This is a genomic window from Clostridium oryzae (assembly GCF_002029235.1).
Lineage (GTDB): Bacteria > Bacillota > Clostridia > Clostridiales > Clostridiaceae > Clostridium_AE > Clostridium_AE oryzae.
This window is the reverse complement of sequence record NZ_MZGV01000030.1, coordinates 1-15,687: the sequence shown is the minus strand read 5'-3', so window position 1 is coordinate 15,687 and position 15,687 is coordinate 1. Positions and strand designations below refer to the sequence as shown.

20 protein-coding genes and 2 pseudogenes are annotated in these 15,687 nt (G+C 33.8%); 15 read left to right on the top strand and 7 right to left on the bottom strand.

The annotated features are described in order from the left end of the window. The first annotated feature begins 74 nt into the window (after nt 1–74). The 3 genes from CLORY_RS13760 to CLORY_RS13750 are packed head-to-tail and all read left to right on the top strand — an operon-like array spanning nt 75 to nt 3,211. Complete coding sequence (locus CLORY_RS13760; RefSeq protein WP_079425419.1) at nt 75–1,271, top strand: tyrosine-type recombinase/integrase; 1,197 nt, start codon at nt 75–77, stop codon at nt 1,269–1,271. Then, a complete protein-coding gene (locus CLORY_RS13755; RefSeq protein ID WP_079425416.1) occupies nt 1,264–2,211 on the top strand; it encodes a tyrosine-type recombinase/integrase in 948 nt (315 codons plus the stop codon). Before CLORY_RS13760 ends, CLORY_RS13755 begins: the two co-directional genes overlap by 8 nt. Further along, nucleotides 2,201–3,211 (top strand): tyrosine-type recombinase/integrase, encoded by a 1,011-nt coding sequence (locus CLORY_RS13750; protein WP_079425414.1) that lies wholly within the window; start codon nt 2,201–2,203, stop codon nt 3,209–3,211. The genes CLORY_RS13755 and CLORY_RS13750 overlap by 11 nt, the downstream gene beginning before the upstream one ends. Before the next feature lie 413 nt (nt 3,212–3,624). Here the strand turns inward: CLORY_RS13750 and CLORY_RS23070 are convergent, their stop codons facing one another. After that, a complete protein-coding gene (locus CLORY_RS23070; protein ID WP_139376043.1) occupies nt 3,625–3,843 on the bottom strand; it encodes a helix-turn-helix domain-containing protein in 219 nt (72 codons plus the stop codon). 129 nt (nt 3,844–3,972) lie between these two features. On the opposite strand from CLORY_RS23070, the gene CLORY_RS13745 reads away from it, so the two are divergent. The 4 genes from CLORY_RS13745 (at nt 3,973) to CLORY_RS23060 (ending at nt 5,702) form a co-directional block, all read left to right on the top strand. Continuing rightward, nucleotides 3,973–4,212, top strand: coding sequence for a hypothetical protein (locus CLORY_RS13745; RefSeq protein ID WP_079425411.1), 240 nt, complete (start codon nt 3,973–3,975; stop codon nt 4,210–4,212). A 179-nt stretch (nt 4,213–4,391) separates the two neighbouring features. Next, nucleotides 4,392–4,925 (top strand): ribonuclease FAU-1 family protein, encoded by a 534-nt coding sequence (locus CLORY_RS13740; RefSeq protein WP_079425409.1) that lies wholly within the window; start codon nt 4,392–4,394, stop codon nt 4,923–4,925. A 141-nt stretch (nt 4,926–5,066) separates the two neighbouring features. Further along, the gene (locus tag CLORY_RS23065; protein ID WP_139376042.1) at nt 5,067–5,312 is read left to right on the top strand and encodes a hypothetical protein; all 246 of its coding nucleotides are present in this window, start codon (nt 5,067–5,069) and stop codon (nt 5,310–5,312) included. Then, on the top strand, nt 5,313–5,702 hold the full coding sequence (locus CLORY_RS23060) for a retropepsin-like aspartic protease (protein WP_139376041.1): 390 nt from the start codon (nt 5,313–5,315) through the stop codon (nt 5,700–5,702). It begins immediately after the preceding gene. Between the two features lie 311 nt (nt 5,703–6,013). Here the strand turns inward: CLORY_RS23060 and CLORY_RS13730 are convergent, their stop codons facing one another. Beyond that, nucleotides 6,014–6,448, bottom strand: coding sequence for a helix-turn-helix domain-containing protein (locus tag CLORY_RS13730; RefSeq protein WP_139376040.1), 435 nt, complete (start codon nt 6,446–6,448; stop codon nt 6,014–6,016). 217 nt (nt 6,449–6,665) lie between these two features. On the opposite strand from CLORY_RS13730, the gene CLORY_RS23295 reads away from it, so the two are divergent. After that, nucleotides 6,666–6,827, top strand: coding sequence for a hypothetical protein (locus tag CLORY_RS23295; RefSeq protein ID WP_169911625.1), 162 nt, complete (start codon nt 6,666–6,668; stop codon nt 6,825–6,827). 167 nt (nt 6,828–6,994) lie between these two features. Further along, nucleotides 6,995–7,570 (top strand): carboxylesterase family protein, encoded by a 576-nt coding sequence (locus CLORY_RS13725; protein ID WP_079425404.1) that lies wholly within the window; start codon nt 6,995–6,997, stop codon nt 7,568–7,570. A gap of 59 nt (nt 7,571–7,629) precedes the next feature. On the opposite strand, the gene CLORY_RS13720 is transcribed toward CLORY_RS13725, so the two are convergent. Beyond that, nucleotides 7,630–8,355 carry a hypothetical protein gene (locus tag CLORY_RS13720; protein ID WP_079425402.1) on the bottom strand — a complete coding sequence of 242 codons (726 nt, stop codon included), beginning with the start codon at nt 8,353–8,355 and terminating at the stop codon, nt 7,630–7,632. Between the two features lie 287 nt (nt 8,356–8,642). Here CLORY_RS13720 and CLORY_RS13715 point away from each other — a divergent pair, with 287 nt between their 5' ends. After that, nucleotides 8,643–10,550, top strand: coding sequence for a LamG-like jellyroll fold domain-containing protein (locus CLORY_RS13715; protein WP_079425399.1), 1,908 nt, complete (start codon nt 8,643–8,645; stop codon nt 10,548–10,550). An 89-nt stretch (nt 10,551–10,639) separates the two neighbouring features. Here CLORY_RS13715 and CLORY_RS13710 read toward each other — a convergent pair whose 3' ends face one another. Next, nucleotides 10,640–10,843 (bottom strand): PEP-utilizing enzyme, encoded by a 204-nt coding sequence (locus tag CLORY_RS13710; protein WP_079425397.1) that lies wholly within the window; start codon nt 10,841–10,843, stop codon nt 10,640–10,642. Between the two features lie 87 nt (nt 10,844–10,930). Here CLORY_RS13710 and CLORY_RS24340 point away from each other — a divergent pair. Both CLORY_RS24340 and istB read left to right on the top strand, forming a co-directional pair. Further along, nucleotides 10,931–12,373: pseudogene (locus tag CLORY_RS24340) on the top strand (IS21/IS408/IS1162 family transposase). 75 nt (nt 12,374–12,448) lie between these two features. Beyond that, entirely contained in the window at nt 12,449–13,219 is a 771-nt protein-coding gene (istB, locus tag CLORY_RS13700; protein ID WP_079425395.1) for an IS21-like element helper ATPase IstB, read from the top strand. 142 nt (nt 13,220–13,361) lie between these two features. Here the strand turns inward: istB and CLORY_RS13695 are convergent, their stop codons facing one another. The 3 genes from CLORY_RS13695 to CLORY_RS13685 form a co-directional block, all read right to left on the bottom strand. After that, nucleotides 13,362–13,682, bottom strand: a complete 321-nt coding sequence (locus CLORY_RS13695) for a nucleotidyltransferase domain-containing protein (RefSeq protein WP_079425392.1) — start codon at nt 13,680–13,682, stop codon at nt 13,362–13,364. Beyond that, entirely contained in the window at nt 13,652–14,047 is a 396-nt protein-coding gene (locus CLORY_RS13690) for a HEPN domain-containing protein (protein WP_079425390.1), read from the bottom strand. The genes CLORY_RS13695 and CLORY_RS13690 overlap by 31 nt, the downstream gene beginning before the upstream one ends. Before the next feature lie 89 nt (nt 14,048–14,136). Continuing rightward, nucleotides 14,137–14,508 (bottom strand): helix-turn-helix domain-containing protein, encoded by a 372-nt coding sequence (locus CLORY_RS13685; protein ID WP_278335337.1) that lies wholly within the window; start codon nt 14,506–14,508, stop codon nt 14,137–14,139. Nucleotides 14,509–14,553: 45 nt separating this feature from the next. On the opposite strand from CLORY_RS13685, the pseudogene CLORY_RS13680 reads away from it, so the two are divergent. From CLORY_RS13680 to CLORY_RS13670, 3 genes and pseudogenes are all read left to right on the top strand, one after another. Further along, a pseudogene (locus tag CLORY_RS13680) lies at nt 14,554–14,844 on the top strand (FAD-dependent oxidoreductase); the annotation flags it as partial. Between the two features lie 191 nt (nt 14,845–15,035). Further along, entirely contained in the window at nt 15,036–15,320 is a 285-nt protein-coding gene (locus CLORY_RS13675; protein WP_079425383.1) for a GNAT family N-acetyltransferase, read from the top strand. 79 nt (nt 15,321–15,399) lie between these two features. After that, on the top strand, nt 15,400–15,591 hold the full coding sequence (locus CLORY_RS13670) for a hypothetical protein (RefSeq protein WP_079425381.1): 192 nt from the start codon (nt 15,400–15,402) through the stop codon (nt 15,589–15,591). Nucleotides 15,592–15,687 lie beyond the last annotated feature (96 nt).

Below are 15,687 nucleotides of genomic sequence, written 5' to 3'. Positions count from 1 at the left end.
CAACCAGGTTATGTGCTGTTAACTCACAGATGGTGTTATAGTTTTTCCATAACTATTTTAAAGGAGGAAAAACTATGGACCAAATTAAAATCCAGCAATACACAGATTTTCTTATGGAAAAAGGTTATTCTGAGCAAACTATCCGCCTTTATTCCAAATCATTGGAACAAGCTCCTGATGATTGGAATATCCAAGTTCCCGCTGAACTGTATGCGCACATAACTAAAACATTGACTACAGCAAAAGAGGTTTTCACATCAACAATCTATCATAACCTCAAACCTGCATCACATCTCTATTTCTTGATGATAACCGGGGATTCCTACAAAGAATATAACCGAAAACATCCAGAGCCTACAGAGTACGATATTATATTGAATGATTTCTTCAAATATTCAACAGAATTCAAAGGTATTACTACCATGTCGGCACAGGCAGAGAGGCAACATGTTAAGTCTTTTCTGAAATACATAGGAAGCTCATTTATTGAGACATTTACATCATTAAACGCTAAGCATCTCAGAGATTACATTTGCAGTGAATTGGCTGATATACGGCCATCAAGCAAAGGTAGATATATCACCTCTCTTAGGAACTTTTTCAGGTTTCTCGAGTATAAGGAAATATCGGTTAATCATTCGATTCTTGAATTACCACTAGCTCCGGCAGAGTGGAAAAAGAAAAATGTTCCCATAATTTTAACCGAGGACGAAGAAACTCGATTAAGAAATCACTACTATGGTACTACAGCCAAGGATAAACGCAACAGAATTATTGTGTGCCTGATGCTTGATCTTGGAATGCGATGTGCTGAGGTTGCAGCTCTCAAAATAACTGATATCCAATGGAGTCTTGGAACCTTAAAAGTATCCGAAACCAAAAACAAGCATATTAGAACACTTCCGATTTCTATCGAACTAGGCCACATGCTTGAGGAGTATATTATCTCGTATAGGCCCAAAATTAATAATGATTATCTGTTTCAACACGAACAACTCAATAACCAGTTTGATGCAATGAGCCGTGAGTGCGTTCGCGGCATAATTCGTAGAGCTTTTGAAAAAGAAAATATACATGGTTGGTGGAAGGGAACCCATGCTCTACGTCGCACTGCCGCTTCACATATATACAATACTGGTGGAGGATTGAAACTCACTGCGGATTTGTTAGGTCACGAGTCATTGGATTCAACTACTCAGTACGTGAAGGTTGATTTTGAGTCTCTTCGTAAGGTTGGTTCACCATGGCCAGGAGGTGATTCTAATGAATGAAAATAGAATTCTCCTGCAGCTAAATAGCTATATCGATTATAAACATAGTCTTGGCTTTAAACTCCAACAAGAAGAAAGTGTACTGAGAAACTTTGTCAAGTTCACTCTTATCAAGAATTATGATGGTCCAATAACCAAAGAAATTGTATTTTCATGGATATCATCTGGTAATCAATCTGATAAAACAATGGGGAGAAAATTAGAGGTCATTAGACCTTTCTCAAGATATGTAACCGTATTTGACAATGAAGCCGAATTAATATGCGGTCAGGTATATAAAAATGTTCGTGATAGGCCCGTTCCTTATATTTACTCAGAAGATGAGATCGTCCAATTAATGGACAATTGCAATAAACTTTATTCTCCAGATGGAATCCGCGCAAAGACCACAGCTGTTGTCATTGGATTATTGTGGTCAACGGGGTTGAGACCATCCGAGCCCATAAATCTTACGATTGATGATATTGATCTTAATAACAATGTGTTGCATGTCCGTGAAACAAAGTTTTCTAAAGAGCGCTATGTCCCTTTTGATTATTCGGTGGCGAAAAAACTTTCTGAATACAAATCATGGATAGAACAGAAACTAGGAGTTTTGCGCTTAGATAGACCATTTTTCTACACAACAAATGGCAAACCTTTAACCAAACGATCTCTAGCATATGCATTTAAATTAATTCGTGATTGTTTAGATGCAAATCCTATTGGTTATCCCTATGTAAGATTGTATGACTTTCGCCACACAATGGCCTGTAATACCATACGTCACTGGATGGAACAAGGAATTGATATTAATGCTAACTTATACATCCTGTCAACGTATATGGGTCATGTTAAGCCAGAAGATACTTATTGGTACTTATCGGCAACGCTTGAAACACTTGAACTTAGCTGTACCAAATATGAAGAAATGTTTGGAGGTAATAGTTATGAAATCTAGCACTCCATCATTTCAAACACTGTTGCAGAACTTCTTTTTGCAAAGATTAATGCAACAACGAAAAGTATCGGGTGAAACAGTAAGTTCCTACCGAGATACATTTCGTGTATACTTGCATTTTTTATCCGAAATATACCATATATCAGCCGTTTCAGCTGAACTTGAGCACTTCGGCCTCGATTATCTTCAGGAATTTTGCAAGTGCCTGGAAAACACCCGTAGAAACAAGGCTGTAACGATAAACAATCGTTTGGCAGCAATTAGAGCTTTCTTAAAATACGTTGCCGAGATGGAACCAGAATATAGTGGTTTGATTAAAAGGTCATTAATGATTCCCTTTCAAAAGCACAAAGTGCCAACCATGGATTTCATTACTAAATCAGAGTTTAATGCTATGCTTGCTACATGTGATACAAAATCTTCTTTGGGTGCCAGAGATAAGCTAATGCTTATGATACTGTACAATTCTGGTGTACGAGTGTCTGAATTACTTTCAATTAGGTATTCAGATTTAAAGGATGCGAATACCACAAGCCGCACTTGTGTTAAAATACATGGTAAAGGCAGAAAAGAGAGGATTGTTCCATTATGGAAAACTACTGCTCAATATATTCAAAAGTATGTTGCTGACAATGGCATAAAAAATGATGACTTTCTCTTCATAAACAAAAACGGTTTGAATTTAACACGTTCAGGTATACGTTTTCGAATTGATAAAATAGTACAGGAGGCCGCCATTTCCGAACCAGCGCTTGCCGAGAAAAAGATTACACCACATACATTTCGGCACTCTGTTGCGATGAATCTCTTAGCAGTTGGAGTAGACATATCTACGATAGCAATATGGCTTGGTCACTCTAGTATTGAGACAACACATAAATACATGGCTGCTGATATAGAAATGAAGCGTAACGCTATGGAGAGAGCTGGGTCATCAGGCAATTCAGCATACAATTATAAGCCTTCATCGGATATACTCAACTTTCTGAACACTTTGTAAACTATTCTGGTTATGTGCTAAACACCTGCAATGGTTTATGCTATACTGCTTAAAGTTAAATCATTGCAGCACATAACTCGGTTGAACACATAATTACGATTATGTGCTATAACACATAAAAGAAAGAATTGGGTTCTCCACAATACGTCCAGGGGAGCTAGAGCAAGTGCAACTATTTACAGCGTAATAGAAACGGCAAAAGCGAACGGTTTATCCGTAGAAAGATACTTGGTATACTTGATGGATGTGCTTTCAAATTTAGAAGATAAAGATAAAAATAGAGACACGCTGATACAACATATGCCTTGGTCCAAGGAGCTTCCAACCGAGGTTTTCCTGCAAAATAAAGATATTCATAAATCAAAGAACTAAAAAATCCAGTAGATAAGTAGTTTTCTTGCTTTCTACTGGATTTAGTTTATCAAAATCTTTTCTAAAAATATATACGGAGATTTTTTTACGGTTACGTTTAAAACAGAACGACTTATGCCAATCTTTTTTGCCAGTTCTACCTGAGACATACCAGTCATCATTCTTGCCTTCTTAAGTCTCTCAGCCAAGGTATTGCAAGACATGCCAGAGTATTGTAAAAACTTCCTTAGATAATAAACTACAGCTAAAAATATGGACAAGATGAAAGACTGTTGAAGCGTCAGTATTTCATCTTGTCCATATTAAGCTTTCATATTTTTTATCTATAAATTCGTCGCAATTTGGAACGCATGCTGAAGCCGTCACCAGTGACTCTCTAGCGGGATATAATGCGGTTTCCCAGAGCCCCACTGCAACTTCCAAGGACAACAGCAATCGGTGATATTATTGCATATGCAAATGAGAAAATGGAGACTAAGGAAGGAAGAAGAAATAGATATACTTTTGCAGGAGCGGAGTACTTTGAGCATATGAAGGAAGCTGGGCTGTACACACTGGATGTTAAGGAGATTGAGGAGAGGATAAATAAGGCTGGGCTTAGGGATGTGTTTAAGAGGAAGATTGTGTAGAGATTAGGAATTAGGAGCTCGCTGGTGTTCTGGGAGAGGGATGTTGGCGAGCTTTGCGATTATAATTATATAGACAAAAATACATATAAAATATGTTATAATTAACCTGAATCAACTATATTTGAACTAGATTGTTTAAGCATATGCTGATAAATTGTAAATATAATAGGAGAAAATTCATGAAGAGAAGTAGATTGTCCTATGATGAATGGAAATGCATTTTATCGAAAAAACAGACTATAAAGTTAATTAGAAATGAAACTGTTAATGGATATATCAGTTTAATAGATATTAAAGAGGTTTCCATACCTCAAGTTTGGAAATTTAATGGGCAAGATATAGTTGTATGCTATAGAGGTTACAAATGGTTATCTATATTGCTAAGCAACGAATATTATTGTATTACTACAATGTTGAATGATAAAGATGAAATTCTATTATGGTACGTTGACATGATATGGAAACAGGGTGTTGACAATGATGACGTCCCATATTTTTATGATTTGTATTTAGATTTAGTAGTCTATCCCAATGGTGAAATAATAGAAGATGATATGGATGAATTAATAGATGCATTGCATAAGGGGGAGATAACATTAGAACAATATAATTTGGCGATAAATACATGTGAAAATTTAAAAGCAGGTTTATTAGCAGATATTGAATTATTTAAAAAGTATACAAATATATGCTTCGATTTAATAAGAAAATAACAAATACAAAGTTTTCCTTATAGCAAGGATGTAAAATTATTAATATTTTTTACTAGTTTAAAATACTAAGAGCATATTATAAAATAGTAAGTATGATATAATAAAAATATAGATAAATGAAGATGAGCGGTGGTGATATACATGAAATGGGAAGAGGTACGAAAAATATATCCTAATACCTTTGTAAAATTTGAAGTAGTAGAATCGCATATGGAAGAAGATAAAGAAATTGTTGATGAAGTAGCATTCATAAAGGCTATCAATGATGGCAAAGCGGCTATGAAAGAGCATTTAAATTGTAAGAAGGGCCAATATGTATATAACACTATAAAAGATAAAATTGAAATACAGTTGATTAAATATATTGGCATAAGGGGTAAAATGTAAATGGAAAAGCTAATATATAAAAATGGGTTGTTATATACTAATGTATTTTTATCTCATGATGGAAAAGAAGTTATAGTAGAAGATGTTATTATAGATACTGGAGCATTTCATACAATAATATCTCCAGTATTTTTAGAAAAATTGGATACAGAAGTAAGTTTGGATGACGAGATTATTAATGCATATGGTCTAGGTGGAGGAATGTGCAGTTCACTAAGAAAGAGAATAGATAAGATTGGTATCGGAGGAATTAATATAGAAGATATGAGAATTGATTTTGGAGAAATTGATCCAGAAGATAGAGTAAACGGATTAATAGGTTTAGACTTTCTTAAAGCTGCAAAAATAATTATAGACATTGATGAAAATAAAATTTTTTTGAAGGATTAAGCATTATAGGTTTAAATGAATAGAAAAATTATTAGGAATAATTTAAAGAATTACTGCAATTGCAATAAGGAGCTGAGGATAGAACAGCTCCTTATTATTTTTAAGTGAGAGTGTGAAAATTTTTCTGTAAATAGCTTTCTATGATAATTTATGTGAGGCATGAAATTCAAAAGGATACTGATAATAGATCTGTGAAAAAACAGATGGATGATTTAATAATATTTTCATCCATCTGTTTTTTATAACCTGTATGCTTTTGGTTAGTAAGTTACTATTATAATGAATAATATAAAGAATTTCCGAAAGTGAAACTACAACAATTTCAGTTCCAAAATCCTTTCAAAATACCTCCTAGAAATCTGATAATCCCCCTTTTTCCATCGATCCAAACTGGAAATATCAACTCCAATCAACCTAGCTAATTTTCTTAATCCATATTTCTCAACAAGCAGCTTAAGCCTTTCTTCCTGCTCAAGTACAAACAGATAATAATCATCACAAAGAATATCCTTATCAAGTACAGTTAGCAGCTTAAGCAAAGTAGGTCTTAAAATCTTATCTCGATAGCCAGCCTCAACTTCATTTAAAACAGAACAACTTATGCCAACCTTATTTGCAAGTTCTACCTGAGACATGCCAGTCAGCATTCTTGCCTTCTTAAGTCTGTCAGCCAAGTTATTGCAAGGCATATCAGCGAATTGTAATAACTTCCTTAGATAATAAACTGCAGCTAAAAATATGGACAAGATGAAAGACTGTAGAGGCTTCAGTATTTCATCTTGTCCATATTAAGCTTTCGTATTTATTATCTATAAATTTATCGCAATTCGGAACGCATGCTGAAGCTGTCGCCAGTGGCTCTCTAGCGGTATATAATGCGGTTTCCCAGGCTTTTGGACATGGCAACGAATACTTCCTAGAACTACAGCAATCGGAGATATTATAGCCTATGCAAATGAAAAGATGGAGACTAAGGAAGGCAGGAGGAATAGATATACTTTTGCTGGAGCAGAGTACTTTGAGCATATGAAGGAAGTTGGGCTTTATACGATGGATGTTAAAGAGATTGAAGAGAGGATTGAGAAGGCTGGACTTAGGGATGTGTTTAAGAAGAAACTAGTGTAGGGAGTAGGAGTGATAGGCTAGCTGATATTCTGGGAGAGGGAGGTTGGCGGGCTTTTGTGCATTTGCTATCATGAAAAATCATATAAAATATGTATTATATGACATGATAGTATAAAAATGCATCTTGAAAAGATTAGTTAAAATGAATTTGAGGTACTTAGATAACATTGCTTGTACTTGGAAGAATTTGCACCTCTGAGGTGCTAGCGAGACTTGGCGAGCTTGCTAATGATTCAATAAAAGCCATTAATGGTGAATACGCAGACAGATACTTGTCTCTTTTTAATGTTCATAGCACAGAAGCCTTAGAAAAAGTTCAACTTGCTAGAATAAAGGCTTTATCTATGCTCTCTCCAAGAGCCTGGGCTAAAACACACTTAAAACTTCATAGGAAAAATCCTATTTATATTTATTATTTTGATCGTATTATGCCTGGAGATAATGCTGGTGCCTTTCATTCAAGTGAATTATGGTATGTGTTTGGTACTATTAATAGATGCTGGAGACCATTAAACGGAAGAGATTTTGAATTATCTAAAATTATGTCCTCGTATTGGACTAATTTTGCAAAGAATGGCAATCCTAACGGGACATCAGTACCAGTTTGGCCAGCTTTTACAGATAAAACTCCTCTCACATTAAGGTTGAGTGAAAAATCTATTGATGCTATTGACATGTCAGACACTTCATACCTCAATGAAATGACAGAATTACTAATAGAAGAAGTTTACAAAAACCTATAATTTAAGGAAGAAATCGGCTCCTTTCGGGGAGCCGATTTAATTTTATTGGATTTCATATTTTATTCCGTTTCTTTATAGCTAAAATAACTTTGACATCTATCCACCCATAATCTTTTATGCTCTTCAACACTAACAATTCTCTTACTCAAATCCGCTATAGACTTAACTCCTGCTTCCTCACACCAACTTAGGCATTCCTTAAAGAATTCTATATCAGTATCTCCAGGTTCTAAAAAACCATATACATACTCAAAACCTTTTTCTGATGCCGCCACCAATCTTGAATGTCCATCTATAGAAACTATCTTATCATCAATCTTTACGCAGCAAACAACTACATCTTCAGGCTTATCTATCCATTCCATGGCTTTATTATATTTATCTTCTTCAACGGTTAATTGTTCTGGAACTATGTCTTTAATTAAAATCTTAAAAGCTTCTGCCTTGTATTGAGTCTTTAAAGTCCACATCTGTCCATCCTTAAATCCAACATTAAAAAACACCTCTTTTATTCCTATATATTTTTTCTTTTCACATACAATTTCTTTAACAAATGGATTCCAATACATTATCTCATCGATAAAACTATTTAAGATTTCATTTTTATCGCACTCATTAAAAGTACAAAACCTCGTAATCTCTACTTTATCAAAGTCATTAAACCTATATTCAAAAACTGCTATAACTTTTTCATCTTCAGTTGCAATAAAAGCTGTGCTATGTATAATACTTTCCTTAACTTGTATGTATTTTTCTTGATTCTTGCTAATTCTAGAAATCTCCATTCAAGCACCTCCTATAAGGTCATTTTAATACATTGTGGTAATATTAGTCAAAAGAATGAAATTTATACTTCAAATATTCTACATACAAGATAAAAAACCTATCTTTTACACAGTAATTCTTTTCTTTTATAACTTAATCTATATTTAACTGCTTCATAAATGCAACTTAACATAATTTGTGTATTCTTATTATGTAAAAATGTTCCAAACATATTTCTAAATAATATTTTGTTCCAGATACATACTGGTTGCAGAATATTAAATCCATAATAAAAGGAGATATATGAATGAAAAAAGGGATACTAAAAAAACTACTAACTGCATTTATAGTTACTGCTACCTTTAGCACAGTTTTAATGTTCCCTCAGCCTGTAAAAGCTGAAGAAATAAGCAAACCACTTCTAACCTTTCCCGTAATCAGCGATGTACATATCGGAGGCACAAATGCTGATAGTAAATTTCAAAATGCCTTACAGGATCTTAAAGCTAATTTTCCAAATTACAATGCTATTGCTACCGTAGGTGATTTAACAGATGCCGGAACTCCTGATGAATATGATACTTTTATGAGTATTTTAAATGCAAACAAAGTGAAAAATGCACAAACCTTTATTACCATGGGAAATCATGAATATTATGCTGGAGATACTGATAATACAGGTTATCAACAGCGTTTTTTATCAAAAACAGGAATGCCTGCATTAAACTATGATAAATGGATAAATGGTTATCACTTTATAATATTATCACCTGAAAATCTTGGTACTGGCGGCAGCGGAGTCATTGTTACACAGAATCAATTAAAATGGTTAGATAAAATGCTAAATGAAAATCAGACCAGTGATAAACCTGCTTTTGTTTTTTTACATCAGCCAATGATGCATACCACTTATGGAAGTGACTTAGACGACAATGTTGAAAATTCAGATGAATTAATGGCTGTACTAAAGAAGCATCCAAAGGCAATGTACTTCTCTGGTCACTCCCACTATCTTTTAGAGCATCCAAGGACTATGTATCAAGATGGTTTCACTATGTTTAATACTGGTGCCATCTATTACATGATGTCTGAAGGTGATGCCTATGAAGACTCTAGTATAGCTGAAGGATTAGTTGTTCAAGTTTATAAGGATAAGGTAGTTGTAAAATGTAGAGAATTCTCACAACATAAATGGGTTGGTCAGACATATACAGTAAATTATCCATTTAAGCAAAGTCCAAAAGATTTAGAAAGTCCTTATTGGAATACTGACTCTAAAGCTTCAGCAACAAATATATCAAAGCATTCTGCTGAAATATCCTGGCTAAAAGCTTTCGATAATACCTTAGTGACTTCTTATAAAGTAATAAATAAAACTACTGGAGCCAGCACAAGCGTTGTTAACAGTCTTTTAACTCCTGAACCTTCCACCCATACCTTTAAATTAACAGGATTAAAGGCAAGCACCAAATACTCTTATGAAATACAAGCTGAAGATGCTTTCAATAATGACTCTGCAAAAACCTTAACTGTAGATTTTACAACAGCTGATGGAGGCCCACAGGACAACGATCCTAATGGACCAGATTTACTAAATATTGATTTTAGCAGCGGTACTGCAGCTGATGATTCTATCTATTGCAACGATGGTACCCTTGAAGGAAATGCGAAAATAGCTTATGATAAAGACTTTAAGAAAAATGTTCTTGTTCTTGATGGAGTTAATTCAGATGTTAGAATCCCATACAGTGATAGCTTCAAAAACATGTCCAATTCATTTACTTGGATCACTGCCTTCAGTTTAAACACAGTAGATGGCTGCCAGGATGTCCTAGGAAGAACCCAAGGTTCCGATGTGTGTTACGAACTTAATGATAAAAAGATGGAATTATGGGCTCACATTAACGGTACTTACTACACTCTGAGGTCAACGGAACTATCACCTAATACAATTTACCATCTAACAGCAACTTATGATGGGCAAAAGTTATGTTACTACTTAAACGGTAAGCTTGTAGATTCTTTAAATATTACAGGTGCAGTAGATATCAACTCAAACATTGATTGTACTATAGGAGCAGATCCAGAATCAAACCACACTGCAAGGTCCTACTTCAACGGTAAAATTGACTTTGTTAATATGTACACTAGAGCCTTATCCAGTGATGAAATAACCGCTCTATACAATAAATATCACCTTCAATTGCAACAGTAGCAAGCTCGTCCCTGGAAGAAATTACACCCCAGAGGAACTAGGAGCTGATTTGTAGTCAGCTCCTTAACAAAAAACTAAGAATAAGATTTTTATTCAATAATTTTATTTATCAAAGTTACTTTTCCATTTACCCCATCAAGAATAACTTCATCCCCTTCCTTTAAAAGCGACATAACATTTTTCACATTGCATATAACGGGTATATTCATCTCCCTTGCGATTATATCTAAATGTTCAAAAGGTGAACCATTCTCTACATGTTTTGTATAAACTAAAACTGTACCAAAAAACAAATAAAAAGCTGTCCACTAGTATTTTCCAAACCTTATATACAAACAATATTTAGGTAATAATATTGGGTATACAAGGAAGTGTGGAAGGTGATAAAGTTGAATGAAAAACAAGAAATTATATTAAAGCATATCAAGGAAGGAAAGAGTCAAAGACAGATAAGCAAAGAAACTGGGATTTCTAGAGATACCATAAGAAAGTATGTTAAAGATTATGAAAGTAAGTTGGCAGAGGTAAATAAGGGGTTAGGTGAAATAGATAAGATAGATATTATCGATGATATAACCTGTGCGCCAAAATACAAGTCATCTCCAAGGACTAAGAATGCTTTAACTGAAAAGGTTTTAGAAAGATTATCAGAATTTCTAAAAGAGAATGAACAAAAGCGGTTGAGAGGTTTATCCAAACAGCAAATGAAGAAAATTGATATGTATGAAACGTTAGCTGAAGAAGGATATCAGGTTAGTTATGCTTCTGTAGTAAGAGCAGTAAATATTATTGAAAGGAAGAAACGAGAGGCTTATATACGCCCAGGAATACTCGCCAGGAGATATTGCAGAATTTGATTTTGGTACAGTTAAGTTAAAAATGAATGATGGAAGCATCAAAGAATTTCAAATGGCAGTTTTTACAGCAGCATACAGCAATTATAGATGGGTAGATTATTTCCAAAACAGAATACTGGATGCTTCCTAGAGGCACATGCTATGTTCTTTAAGCACCTTAAAGGCAACTACAGAACCATAGTTTACGACAACACAAGAGTTGCTGTAGCACGATTTGTAGGTCATACCATTAAGGAACCAACTGAAGCATTTTCAAGAGACAGCACATACTCATCTTTAAACGAAGCAAATGCCTATCTTGATGAAGTGTTAGAGAAACTAAATTCGAGAACTTTATCCAATTCTAATAAGTCACCGTTGGAACTATTAAACGAAGAACGTGAGTACTTATTTCCAGATATGCCACTGTATGAAACAGCATCAATAGCTGATTTGAGAGTAAATAAATATTCAACTATCATGGTGGATTCTTGTTACTACTCTGTACCAGATAGTTATGTTGGTACAATGGTACGCTGCAAGGTTTATACTACTAAAATACTTGTATTTTATGATGAGAAAGAGATAGCTAGGCATGATAAGGTTCACGGTTCCAATTTATGGCGCATAGACATTGCCCATTATACTAGAACACTTTTTAGAAAACCTAAGGCCTTGGTTAATAGTACTGCTTTCAAACAAATGGATAATGAACTCAAAACCGTCTATTCTAAATATTTTAAAGGCAATGACAAAGACTTTGTAAGACTTATTGAGTTAGTTGGCAAATTTGGTTTAGTTGCCATTAATAATGCCATTAACAATTTGCAAGAAGTATGTCCAACTGATATAAGCATCGATAAAATAGAGTTTCTCTGTACTAGAAATGATGACCCTAAAGTTATCTACATGGAAGATCATAATGATGAGATTAAGAGTAATTCTCTTAATTTACTAGATGAATTCAATAACCTTCTAAATTCTTAGCAAAAACGTATATACTGTTTCTTGAGTGTATAACTTTAACCTTATGCCGCTCAAATATACAAAGGAGAGAGTATCATGGATTCAAAGAGTTCGACAATTACAGAAATAAGAACCTATGCAGAAAAAATGAAACTTGGAGTTATAAAAAGCGATGTTGAGCAGTCAATTGAAGATGCAAATGCTAATAATCTTAGTTATGAGGAGTTCTTATGCGGTCTTCTCCAAAAAGAATATGATATAAGGTGCTACAATCTGACTCAAAGCAGAATTAGAATAGCTAGCTTCCCATATAAAAAGTATCTTGAGGACCTATCTATTGAGGATTTGCCTTCTGATGCTCAACAAAAACTGAAATATCTAAGCAGCCTAAAATTCATAAAGGAAGGGCAAAATGTGATTTTGTCTGGAAACTGTGGAACTGGAAAAACACACATAGCGATTGGATTAGGAATAAAAGCATGTTTAGAAGGATATAAAGTATTATTTACAACAGTGCCACTTTTTATTACGCAGCTGAAAGAATTGAAGTCTACCAAAAGCCTACGAGGGTTTCAAAGTAAGCTTGCAAAATATGACTTGGTTATTCTTGATGAGTTTGGCTATATCTCTGCAGATAAGGAGGGGGCAGAGCTACTCTTTACCAACATTTCTATTAGGGCTGGTCAGAAATCAACTATAATAACTACTAACCTCTCTTTTGATAGATGGGGTGAGATATTTGGTGATCCAGTAATGACTGCTACAATGACAGATAGATTGACTCATAAATCGTATGTTATTAATATGAATGGTCAATCATATAGGATGAAAGAAACTAAAGAGTGGCTTGATAACTTAGATAACTAATTTCTATATCTTGGTGGTATAGTTTTTAATGATAATTTGGTATAAAAATTATGTATAAAATACAAATGGCAGAAAACTCTATAAACGAAGAAATCCTATCAATATAGAGTTACTGTAATCATATATTGATAGGATAATAATATTACATTATTCTAATTCCGGTATTTAATATCTCTTGAACATATGGGTCAGATGTATCAAAATCTTTAACTCTAAAAGGATGAGGCTCAATTCTGTTATCAACTTTACGTCTTATTCGCATTAATTTTAATGTATCTTCAACTGGATCACCAATAAAATCTTCTCCAACAACTGCAATATCAATATCACTGTCATTAGAAAAGGTACCTTTTGCATAGGAGCCATAAAGATAAATGCTATTTATTTTTAATTCTTTTGAAAGCAACTGAGCATATTTTTCTACAATTTTAGTTATTTCACTGTTAGTAATGATAGTATCCATTGCCTCAACTCCTTAATTTTTTCTATATTCAAAGAAGTAAATTCATAGGTACATTTTTTATAAAAACTTTTTTTATAATCAGGATATCTTGCACTTATATTAAAAGTTGTTATGGTATCCAACTGATCTTGGATTTCATCGGTTAGAGTAAGATTTGCTTTTTCTGCCAATCTCAATAAATCATGGATTTTTGGTACGTTGCTATTAACATTTAATATATAGACAGCTTTGAGCAGCTTTTCAATTACTAGATGCCCCATGAATAAACTCCAGTGATAGTCATTGCTCTCAAATAAATGAAGCATTGTATTAAAGTCCTCATTAGATGTTTCTATCCAATAATTGATTAGTTCCTGTTTATCCATATATACACCTACTTTTATAAATATATTTAAATTATACCATATAGGTGAATTACATATACAGTGTTTTGAGTTGAAAATGCTAATAAAAGCTATTTTAATTTCGAGAGAATCTCATAATACCTCCTTGAAATCTGATAATCCCCCCTTTTCCAATGATCCAAACTTGAAGCATCAATTCCAATTATCCTAGCTAACTTTCTCAATCCATATTTTTCAACAAGTAGCTTCAGCTTTTCTTCCTGCTCAAGGACAAACATATAATAATCATCACAAAGAATTTCTTTATCAAGCACAGTTAGCAGCTTAAGCAAAGTAGGTCTTAATATCTTATCTCTGTATCCAGCTTCAACTTCATTTAAAACAGAACGACTGATGCCAATCTTTTTAGCAAGCTCTACTTGGGACAACCCAGTCATCATTCTTGCCTTCTTAAGTCTCTCAGGCAAGTTATTGCAAGGCATATCGACGAATTGTAAAAACTTCCAATTCGTCGCAATTTGGAACACCATGCTGAAGCTATAGCGAGCGGCTCTCTAGCGGGAACTAATGCCGTTTTGCAAGCTTTAGGGCATGCTCCACTGGTACTTCCAAGATCTATAGCAATCGGTGATATTATTGCTTATGCAAACGAGAAAATGGAAACTAAGGAAGGCAGGAGAAATAGATATACTTTTGCTGGAGCAGAGTATTTTGAGCATATGAAGGAAGCTGGGCTTTACACGCTAGATGTTAAGGAGATTGAGGAGAGGATTGAGAAGGCTGGACTTAAGGATGTGTTTAAGAAAAAGTTGATTTAGAGAATAGGGGTGAGGAGCTCGCTGATGTTCTGGTAGAGGGATGTTGGCGGGCTTGTGTGTGTTTATTTATCCTGTCGATATAAGAATACATGTAAGATATGTTACAATTATACTAACATGATACATAATTGTAATTAAAGATTATTTAGATAATACACAAACACATAGTAATTTGAAGGTGGTAATGATTTATGGAAATAGTTAAGTTCACTTTAAAAGAAAAAAATTACGTTAAAATTACTAGTATAGGAACTAAAAGTTGTTTTAGAGGACAAAAATTAGCTCATAAATTATTTGAAAAAATGATAGGTGAGATGAAAAAGGAAGGAGTGAAAGATTTTAGAGGAGAGACAAGAGCTACAAACTATCCAATGCAAAAAGTATTTAGTGATTTTGATTTCAGAAATGTAGGAACTTTTAAAGAGTATTATGATAATCCTACTGAAGATGCATTGAGATATCAATTAAGTATATGAGCATGTTGATAAATTGCAATTTGAGATATAAAAAGGTAGAAGTTTATTATTATAGTATTTAATAGGAAAGGATAGGCGTATGATAATAAAATCTTTGATTTATACCGATGTACTATGGAAGTCTGTTTCTAAATATGCACATAATTGTTCTTGGGGTGCAGGTAAATATTTAGCCAAGCAAATGCAAGAAAATGATTTTTCTGACTGGGAAAGAGTTTTTGTTGCAATAGATAATGACAATATTGTTATAAGCCAACAAAAATATCAGTAAACAAGTTATTTTTAGCCAATAAAAATTACAGATAAAACAAAAAAGCACAATAGGTAGTGAATACCTTTTGTGCTTTTTGTCTAGGATTTAAGTGAC

Excerpts from the sequence above, each read along its gene's own strand:
- CLORY_RS13690 (WP_079425390.1), bottom strand. The coding sequence starts at position 14,047 with ATGGATAAACAGGAACTAATCAATTATTGGATAGAAACATCTAATGAG.
- istB (WP_079425395.1), top strand. The coding sequence starts at position 12,449 with ATGGATTCAAAGAGTTCGACAATTACAGAAATAAGAACCTATGCAGAA.
- CLORY_RS13740 (WP_079425409.1), top strand. The coding sequence starts at position 4,392 with ATGAAGAGAAGTAGATTGTCCTATGATGAATGGAAATGCATTTTATCG.
- CLORY_RS13760 (WP_079425419.1), top strand. The coding sequence starts at position 75 with ATGGACCAAATTAAAATCCAGCAATACACAGATTTTCTTATGGAAAAA.
- CLORY_RS23295 (WP_169911625.1), top strand. The coding sequence starts at position 6,666 with ATGGAGACTAAGGAAGGCAGGAGGAATAGATATACTTTTGCTGGAGCA.
- CLORY_RS13715 (WP_079425399.1), top strand. The coding sequence starts at position 8,643 with ATGAAAAAAGGGATACTAAAAAAACTACTAACTGCATTTATAGTTACT.
- CLORY_RS13720 (WP_079425402.1), bottom strand. The coding sequence starts at position 8,355 with ATGGAGATTTCTAGAATTAGCAAGAATCAAGAAAAATACATACAAGTT.
- CLORY_RS13685 (WP_278335337.1), bottom strand. The coding sequence starts at position 14,508 with ATGCCTTGCAATAACTTGCCTGAGAGACTTAAGAAGGCAAGAATGATG.
- CLORY_RS23065 (WP_139376042.1), top strand. The coding sequence starts at position 5,067 with ATGAAATGGGAAGAGGTACGAAAAATATATCCTAATACCTTTGTAAAA.
- CLORY_RS23060 (WP_139376041.1), top strand. The coding sequence starts at position 5,313 with ATGGAAAAGCTAATATATAAAAATGGGTTGTTATATACTAATGTATTT.
- CLORY_RS13695 (WP_079425392.1), bottom strand. The coding sequence starts at position 13,682 with ATGGATACTATCATTACTAACAGTGAAATAACTAAAATTGTAGAAAAA.
- CLORY_RS13750 (WP_079425414.1), top strand. The coding sequence starts at position 2,201 with ATGAAATCTAGCACTCCATCATTTCAAACACTGTTGCAGAACTTCTTT.
- CLORY_RS13745 (WP_079425411.1), top strand. The coding sequence starts at position 3,973 with ATGCGGTTTCCCAGAGCCCCACTGCAACTTCCAAGGACAACAGCAATC.
- CLORY_RS13670 (WP_079425381.1), top strand. The coding sequence starts at position 15,400 with ATGATAATAAAATCTTTGATTTATACCGATGTACTATGGAAGTCTGTT.
- CLORY_RS13755 (WP_079425416.1), top strand. The coding sequence starts at position 1,264 with ATGAATGAAAATAGAATTCTCCTGCAGCTAAATAGCTATATCGATTAT.
- CLORY_RS13675 (WP_079425383.1), top strand. The coding sequence starts at position 15,036 with ATGGAAATAGTTAAGTTCACTTTAAAAGAAAAAAATTACGTTAAAATT.